The sequence below is a fragment of the Kocuria sp. genome (assembly GCF_030536815.1).
GTDB classification, from domain to species: Bacteria; Actinomycetota; Actinomycetes; order Actinomycetales; family Micrococcaceae; genus Kocuria; species Kocuria gwangalliensis.
Window position 1 is genome coordinate 1 of the sequence record NZ_JAUNPE010000339.1, and the last position, 1,561, is coordinate 1,561.

The window sequence follows — 1,561 nt, forward strand, 5'->3', positions numbered from 1 at the left end:
TGTTCCTCTACGAGAACGGTTACGCCTCCAAGGAAGACATCGACGGCGCGATCCGCACCGGACTGGGTCATCCCATGGGCCCGTTCGAGCTCATGGACATGGTGGGCCTGGACGTCATTGATTTCATTGCCCAGGCCACCTACCAGGAAACCGGAGCCGAGGAGGACAAGCCCAACGAGTCCATCTCCAAGCTCGTGGCCGAGGGCAAATTCGGTCGCAAGTCCGGCGAGGGGTTCTACGAGTACGCGAAGTAGGGCGCTGTTGCAGATAGGACGGACCCGAACTCGGTAGCTGAGTCCGGGTCCGTTCCCCGTGGCGCTTACTTGACGTTGGTCACGGATTCCAGGTTCTGGGCGAGCTGGTTCTTGTAGAGGTTCTCTTCCTTGCACTCGAAGTTCGTGTACAGCTCCAACTGGTCCTGATAGTGCGGTGACTTGGTTCCATCAGGGGCCACGAAACCACTTTGACCCGGGGGAGCAGCCACGCACATGCTCGCGCCCTCGGGGTTGAGGTGCACCAGGTTGTTCTCCGTACCGCGGTTCATGTACTGATGCGTGCTGAGTGCCTCGGACGGATCGGCCTGCGGGATCCCCATGAAGTTCTTGGTCTTGTACTCGTGGGGGATCACCGGGGTGACCCATGCGGCGGGGTCGTCACCGCGCGTCTCACGCAGCTCATCGGTCGCGGCCTTGAAGGTATCGCGAAGCACCTTCCCGTGGTCCTCCCCGTTGAAGAAGTCCACGCTTTGCGGCACCGCGGAGTCCTCACCGGCCAACGCGTTGGACAGCAGCTTGGTGGTCTCCGCCGGCCGGACGGATCCGCCGGGCTTGCGGTAGATCGAGGCGGCGTACTGGTCGTAGACCGCCTGCGGCAGATCATCCTTCAGGACAGCCTCTGAAAGCTTGGGCAGCCAGGTGCGCATGATGGTGGGGGCGGCGCCGTCGTAGTTGCCGTCCTTGTCCTGGTCGACCGTCTGTCCGTCCCACTCGAGCAGGATGTTGGCGTCCGAGCGAAGCTGGTCATCGGCCGGAACGTACTCGATGGCCGATTCCAGGTGCGGGCGGAGGTAGCGAATGTTGAGGTCCGCGAACGACGTTTCCTTGTTGATGTCCCAGATTTCCTGCGGAGTGAACTTCTCCTGGGATTCCAACCGGGACGTGATCTCGTTGAAGCGGTCCACCGAGGACCAGTTGCCGCCGTCGGAATTGAAACCGGCCGCAGACTGGTTGTTCCAGTTGGCCACGTAGCCCTGTTCGGGGTTGTACGTCTTGGGGTTGTCCTCGAACGGGCGGAAGCCCTGCCATTCCATGGTTCCGTCACCCTTGGCCGGTACACGGAAGTCCTGGTTTTCCGGCCGTGCGGGGAGCTTGCCCGGAGAGACGTAACCGATGTTTCCGCTCTTGTCCGCGTAGTACCAGTTGATGGTGATGCCCACCTTCTCGGCCTGCGCCAGGTACTCGTCCCAGTTCTTGGCCTTCATGACGTTGACCCAGCCCAGGAGGGACTGCACTTCGGTGCCCTTCCACGCGCGTTTTTTGGAGTAGGCGGAGTTGTTCTGCGG

The 1,561-nt window shown here is 61.7% G+C and carries 2 protein-coding genes; one reads left to right on the top strand and one right to left on the bottom strand.

Features of this window, described 5'->3' with window-relative positions:
* A partial coding sequence (locus Q4E95_RS13765) for a 3-hydroxyacyl-CoA dehydrogenase family protein (protein ID WP_303383834.1) occupies nt 1-254 on the top strand: 254 nt, incomplete at its 5' end.
* Nucleotides 255-319: 65 nt separating this feature from the next.
* Here Q4E95_RS13765 and Q4E95_RS13770 read toward each other — a convergent pair.
* Nucleotides 320-1,561: penicillin acylase family protein (locus Q4E95_RS13770; protein ID WP_303383835.1), on the bottom strand; the 1,242-nt coding region annotated here is incomplete at its 5' end.